General features: G+C 61.8%; 6 protein-coding genes. 4 read left to right on the top strand and 2 right to left on the bottom strand.

The genetic code is table 11. The annotated features are described in order from the left end of the window. Positions 1–434, bottom strand: a 434-nt coding sequence (locus tag EN884_RS21915) for an ACP S-malonyltransferase (protein ID WP_164895101.1), incomplete at its 3' end; no start/stop codon positions are given. 277 nt (positions 435–711) lie between these two features. Between EN884_RS21915 and EN884_RS21910 the strand changes: the two genes are divergently transcribed. Then, a complete protein-coding gene (locus EN884_RS21910) occupies positions 712–2,643 on the top strand; it encodes an LTA synthase family protein (RefSeq protein ID WP_024504319.1) in 1,932 nt (643 codons plus the stop codon). A 47-nt stretch (positions 2,644–2,690) separates the two neighbouring features. On the opposite strand, the gene EN884_RS21905 is transcribed toward EN884_RS21910, so the two are convergent. Further along, positions 2,691–4,352 (bottom strand): pilus assembly protein, encoded by a 1,662-nt coding sequence (locus EN884_RS21905; protein ID WP_063167703.1) that lies wholly within the window; start codon positions 4,350–4,352, stop codon positions 2,691–2,693. 451 nt (positions 4,353–4,803) lie between these two features. Here EN884_RS21905 and rpsF point away from each other — a divergent pair, with 451 nt between their 5' ends. The 3 genes from rpsF to rplI form a co-directional block, all read left to right on the top strand. Next, positions 4,804–5,304: a 30S ribosomal protein S6 gene (rpsF, locus tag EN884_RS21900; protein WP_013532520.1), complete on the top strand. Its 501-nt coding sequence runs from the start codon at positions 4,804–4,806 to the stop codon at positions 5,302–5,304. Beyond that, entirely contained in the window at positions 5,304–5,552 is a 249-nt protein-coding gene (gene rpsR / locus EN884_RS21895; RefSeq protein ID WP_006203718.1) for a 30S ribosomal protein S18, read from the top strand. Before rpsF ends, rpsR begins: the two co-directional genes overlap by 1 nt. Positions 5,553–5,770: 218 nt before the next feature. Continuing rightward, positions 5,771–6,135, top strand: a 365-nt coding sequence (gene rplI, locus EN884_RS21890; RefSeq protein WP_128360731.1) for a 50S ribosomal protein L9, incomplete at its 3' end; no start/stop codon positions are given.

The raw sequence follows: 6,135 nt of genomic DNA, 5'->3' as shown, positions 1-6,135 counted from the left end.
ACATCGGCCTGTTCCAATCCGATGATCGCCGCCATGGCGCCCTCGCCGGCCGGCACCGCCGCCTGCATGGCATTGCCGCGGATGCGCAGCAGCCTGGCGGCATCGGCAACCGAAACGAAGCCAGCGGCCGCGAGCGCCGAATATTCGCCCAGCGAATGACCGGCGACATAGGCGACCTTGCCTTTCAGCGAGAAGCCGCGCGATTCCAGCGCCCGGATCGCGGCCAGCGACACCGCCATCAGCGCCGGCTGCGCGTTGGCGGTCAGCATCAACGTCTCTTCCGGCCCTTCCCAGATCAGCTTCGACAGGTTTTCGCCGAGCGCGTCGTCGACTTCCTGGAAAATTCTGCGCGCCTCGGGAAAGGCCTCGGCGAGATCCTTGCCCATGCCGACTGCCTGGCTGCCTTGTCCAGGAAAGGTGAATGCAACGGCCATGCGCGGGCTCCCAAGGGCTGGTTTTGCTTGCCTGATAGACGAGTTTTTCTTGCCTGTGACGCAAGGCAGGCCGCCAAGTCAAGCCCGGTTCGACCCTGCTCGACCGCAGCTTCATCCGCCGAGTGCCTGTTCCGAAAGGCTTTTTGGCGATCACTCCTGATGAAAACCGCTCACGATTCGTTTGCTGGCTCTTCTTATTTTGGCCACAGGCGCTAGCTTTGCGTGACAATTCCATGACAATCGAGTGACGTGCTTGTCGCTGGGTGGGGAAGTTAAAGTGGCAAAGAGTTACAAACGCGCCGGCAAGGCCGCGCCACAGTTCCTGGAAGACGACCCCTCCACCGGCTATCTGCCGGGCAGGAGATGGCCGGTCGTGCGCTATGGGCTGATCAGCCTGGCGATCGCCGCCGTCCTGGTGTTTGCCATCGAACTGATCGTGCGCGGCGACTTTGCCGGCACGGTCTCCTTCTTCCTGCAGCCGCTCAAGCCGGGCTGGACCACCATCGTCGTGTTCGCGCTGATCCTGATCGGCCTCGATGCGGTGCTGGGCCGCAGCCATCAGAGCCTGATGATCGTCGCGCCGCTGACGCTATCGCTTGCCTTCGTCGGCCACCAGAAGTCGCATTATCTCGGCGATCCGCTCTATCCGACCGATTTCCTCTATGCCCGCCAGATCTTCGCGCTGTTGCCGCTTTTGGTGCGCGACCGGCCGATGACCGCGCTCGCCATGGTCGTCGGCATCGTCGCCGGCCTGTCGCTGCTCGTCTATGGCTGGCGGATGTGGCGCCGCAAGGTTCCCGCACTCAGCCGCAAGGGACGCCTTGCGCGGCTGACGCTGGCAGTGCCGCTGCTCGCCTTCTTCGTTTCGATCATGGACTATGCCACCTTCTCCTGGACCAGGGACCGGTTGCAGATCATCCCGATCATGTGGGACCAGAAGGAAAACTATGCCTCCAACGGTTTTGCGCTGGCCTTTGCGCTCAATGTGCCGATGGCGCATGTCTCTGCGCCGCCGGGCTATTCCGACAAGGCGATCGCGGCGATCGCCAGGCCCGATGTGACCGCCTCGGTGCCGGCCGAGAAGCCTGACATCATCATCGTCATGAGCGAGTCCTTCTGGGACCCGACCAAGCTGCCCGGCGTCACCATCACGCCCGATCCGATCCCCAATGTGCGGGCGCTGCGCTCCGGCTCGATGTTCTCGCCGGAGTTCGGCGGCATGACCGCCAATATCGAGTTCGAGGCGCTGACCGGCTTCTCCAACGCGTTCCTGCCGGCCGGCAGCATCCCCTACCAGCAATATGTGCGCACGCCGACGCCGTCGCTGGCAACCTTCCTCAAGAGCCAGGGTTATCGGGCGCGCGCCATCCATCCGGGCACCAACTGGTTCTGGAACCGTGGCGCGGTCTACGCCGATTTCGGCTTCAACGATTTCAAGTCGGAAGAGACGCTGCCGCCAATGCAAAAGCGCGGGCCACTGGCATCGGATGCCGCGATGACCGACGAGATCATCAGCGAGGCCGACGCCAGCGAAGAGCCGGTGTTCTTCTTTGCGGTCAGCCTGCAAAACCACGGTCCCTACGAACCGAACCGCTATTACAGTCCCACGCACAGGGTGCAGGCGCCGATCAGCCAGTGGGCGCGCGAATCGCTGCTCAGCTACGCCGAAGGCTCAGCCGATGCCGATCGCGGTCTCGAACGCCTCGTCGAATGGGCAAAGACACGCTCCCGCCCAACCGTGATCGCCTTCTTCGGCGACCATCTGCCGCCGCTCGGGCCGGTCTATGTCGAAACCGGCTTCCTGAAGGACAATGTCGCGCCGCGCAAGGAAGCGTCGCCCGAGGCTGCCCTCGAGCATCATGAGACGCCGCTGGTCATCTGGTCGAACCGCACCGGGCCGGCTGAGCACATGGGCGCTGTCAGCCCGGCCTTCCTGCCCTATCATATCCTGAAGACGGCCGGCATCAGCCATCCCTACTACACCGGCTTCCTGGGCGAGATGAGCGAACACTACCGTGTCGTCGACCGCAATTTGCTGCTGACGCCGGCTGGCGAGGCCACGCCCGATTGGGCGCGGCAGAAGGAGATCGATCCGGCGATCCGCGATTTCCGCCTGCTGCAGTACGATATGATGTTCGGCAAACGCCACGCAGCGCCCGACTTCTTCCCCGAAACGGTCGACAAGATTGTCGCCGCCCATACGAGTTGAGGCCAGCGATTTCCTCAGAGCCTGCTGGTCCGTCTCGGTTCGCGTGTTCAGTTGGTCAATTGCAGCTTCGTGAAGTTGTTGGCGATCTGAAGGAACACGTTCGGCAGTTTGGTCGGATCGTTGACGGCATAATAGTTGCTCGGATCCGAGGCGCAGGCGCTGTAAAGCGCACGGTTGGCTGCGGTGTCGGATTGCAGCACCATGGTGTAGATCTGCACGCCCTCGTTCTTCAATTGCGTGCAAACGTTTTTGGTCCAGCCGTCGACATTGCGCGCAGCGGTCGTCTGGTTGTCCGATCCGAAGCGGCCGCCAGCCAGATAGCCATAGGATGTGTAATCCGACTTTGTCGGTTCTTGTTCGCTGGCGCCATAGACGACGTTCTCGCCGTCGGTGAGCAACAGCACGATCTTGCTGATGCCGGGCGTCTTCCAAGGCGCTCCGTCGGTGTAGGGCGCGGCGGGCGACAGCACACGCATACCCCATGACAGGCCCTCGGAGACATTGGTACCCGAGCCATTCCACTCGGTCATCTGACTGGCCGCCTTGCGCAGCTTGTCGAAATCGTCGGTCAGGGGGACCACCGGGGTCGGACACGCACGGTTCGGGCCGACAGTGACGGGAGAGCCGATCTCGGTGATGAGTTCCTTGGCGGGCGCAACATATTTGGCGATCTTTTCCCTGGCATCCCTGTCATCGGGCGACAGAAGTTCGATGAGATTGCCGAGCAGGTTGCTGAGATCGATGCCCAGAATGTTGATGCCCGACTGGGCAAGCCTGGTTTTGTCGCTGACATCGTTGAGATAGGAGTTGTTGTAGTATTTATCCGAATTGCCATAGGAGCCAGACGGCTTCTGGGCGTCTTCGGGATCATCCGGCGCAAAGTAGGGCACGAACAGCGTGTCGGGCTTGGCCGGGTCGGGTGGCGTGTCGGAGATATTGTAAGCGCCTGGCCGCGCCTCGACGCAACCTTTCCATCCGGTGCCATTCCATCCGGCATCGGCCCATCCGGTCTTCTTGAGCTGTTTGAAAAGCGCCATGTGGTTCGGCCGCTTGCCGTCGATGACGGGAAAATTGACGCCGTTGGTTGAGGACTTGCCGTCCATGTCGATCCAGGACGGGTCGAAGCCGTCGCCATTGACATTGACGGCCGTCACGAAAGGAACCAGCGAGGCGCGGATCTTGCGCGTTGGCGATTTCGCCGCTTCGAGCGTGTCGAGCAACGATTTTGTCGCCGTCCTCAGCGCCGTCATCCGCGCGCCGGCCATCGAGCCGGTGTTGTCCAGCACCAGCACGACTTCGAGCTGGTTGTTCGATTCGACCGCCGAGGCATCGACCACGATGTGCTTGCTGTCGCCGAACAGGAAGGCGAAGTTGAGATGGACGTCCGCCGAGGCAACCGCCTTGGTCTTGACGAAGTTGACGCCCTTGTCGACAGTCAACGTCGCCTGCGCATTGTCGAGCTCGCCATGACCGACGATGTTGGCCTGGAAATAGCGGTTGAAAGCGTCATTGCGGGTGATGTCGAGATCGCCAAGATGCGAAGAAGCAAGGTTTGCCGAATCGAGAGCGTTCTGCAAATTGCTCTTGGCCCGCATAAGGGTCGAGACATCGGTTGCGAAAGCGACTGCCGTCAGGATGACCGGCAAACCCAGTCCCAGCACAAGCGTGAAATTGCCGCTCTTCGAGCGCCAGAATTTGTTGAGAAGCATCCTTACCCCCGGAAATGCTTGCCGCTTTTGCGCGGTTGTCCGGGCTTTTGCGCCTTCCATGATGAATCGACCGTTGACGGCCAGGCTTCAACTCCACACAACCTGCTGGTGTGGTTAAGACGTGGTTGCCGGAAACCACGACTCCGGCCGTTGCTGCTCCCGATCGTCGCCTGCGACACACGGGAATGCCGCTTGCCCTTGCTTTGCGGCCGGATTGCTGTATAGACGCCCGCAATCTGCCGGTCCTTGCTGGGGGCTGAACGGAGGGCCGGAGGTTTTTCAGAACCTTCGTGTGAAGCCGGAAGTGCTTCCGCCTCCCGTGTCTCCGCTCTCGACCGTCTCGTCATGCTCCTTTCTTCCCCCTGCCCCTCGAGGGTTTGCGGGTCAGAGAAGTTGCAGAGGCTTTTGCCGCCGGGAACCGGGAGAGAAACGAAGAAAGGCATAAGACATAATGGCTCTTTACGAACATGTGTTTCTTGCCCGGCAGGACCTCTCGCAGCAGCAGGTCGATGCGCTTGTCGAACAGTACAAGGGTGTCATCTCCGCAAATGGCGGGTCCGTCGGCCGGGTCGAGAACTGGGGACTGAAGTCCCTCACCTACCGGGTCAACAAGAACCGGAAGGCTTACTACACGCTGATGGACCTGAATTGCCCGGCGGCCGCGCTCAACGAGATGGAGCGCCAGATGGGCCTGTCCGAAGACGTGCTGCGTTTCCTGACCATCAAGGTCGAGGCGCATGAGGAAGGCCCGTCGGCCATGATGCAGAAGCGCGAAGAGCGCTCGGAACGCGGCGGCTTCGGCGACCGTGACCGTGGCGATCGTGGTCCGCGTTCGTTCGGCGATCGTGATCGCGGCGACCGTGGCGATCGTCCGCCGCGCTCGTTCGGCGACGCCGGTGCCGATCGTGGTCCGCGCCGTCCGCGCGAAGGCTTTGAAGGGGGTGCAGAATAATGGTCGACATCAATCAGATCCCGACCCGGCGCCCGTTCCATCGCCGCCGCAAGACCTGCCCGTTCTCCGGCGCCAACGCGCCCAAGATCGACTACAAGGACGTGCGTCTGCTGCAGCGCTACATTTCCGAGCGTGGCAAGATCGTGCCGTCGCGCATCACCGCCGTCAGCCAGAAGAAGCAGCGCGAACTCGCCAAGGCGATCAAGCGCGCCCGCTTCCTCGGCCTGCTGCCCTACGTGGTTCGCTAATATCTCAAATGCGGGCGGTTCGCCGCCCGCTCTTCTCCCACGGCGACGGGCGCCGCAGGGTTGAACATCAAATCCCGGGTTGAGGTCAAAACCTCTAACTGCCGCACAGGCAGGACAGCGACACCAGCGCCAAAGGCGCTCAAGCTTCCTGACCTGTTCCCAAGACATTCGGCGCCGATCTCATCGATCGATTGGCGTCCAACCAAAGGAACAAATCCATGGACGTCATTCTTCTCGAACGCGTTTCCCGCCTCGGCCAGATGGGCGATACCGTCAAGGTCAAGGACGGCTTCGCCCGTAACTTCCTGCTGCCGCAGGGCAAGGCGCTGCGCGCCAACGAAGCCAACAAGAAGAAGTTCGAAGGCCAGCGCGCCCAGCTTGAAGCCCGCAACCTCGAGCGCAAGTCGGAAGCGGCCCAGGTCGCTGAAAAGCTCGACGGCAAGAGCTTCATCGCCGTTCGCTCCGCCGGCGAAACCGGTCAGCTTTACGGTTCCGTTTCGACCCGCGACATCGCCGATCTGCTGACGGCGGAAGGTTTTTCGATCAACCGCAACCAGATCCTGCTCAACCAGCCGATCAAGAC

Source organism: Mesorhizobium sp. M7A.F.Ca.AU.001.01.1.1 (assembly GCF_004022735.1).
Lineage (GTDB): Bacteria > Pseudomonadota > Alphaproteobacteria > Rhizobiales > Rhizobiaceae > Mesorhizobium > Mesorhizobium ciceri.
Note: the sequence above shows the minus strand (reverse complement) of the source record. Positions and strands in the feature narration are given on the sequence as shown.

Excerpts from the sequence above, each read along its gene's own strand:
- rpsR (WP_006203718.1), top strand. The coding sequence starts at position 5,304 with ATGGTCGACATCAATCAGATCCCGACCCGGCGCCCGTTCCATCGCCGC.
- rpsF (WP_013532520.1), top strand. The coding sequence starts at position 4,804 with ATGGCTCTTTACGAACATGTGTTTCTTGCCCGGCAGGACCTCTCGCAG.
- EN884_RS21905 (WP_063167703.1), bottom strand. The coding sequence starts at position 4,352 with ATGCTTCTCAACAAATTCTGGCGCTCGAAGAGCGGCAATTTCACGCTT.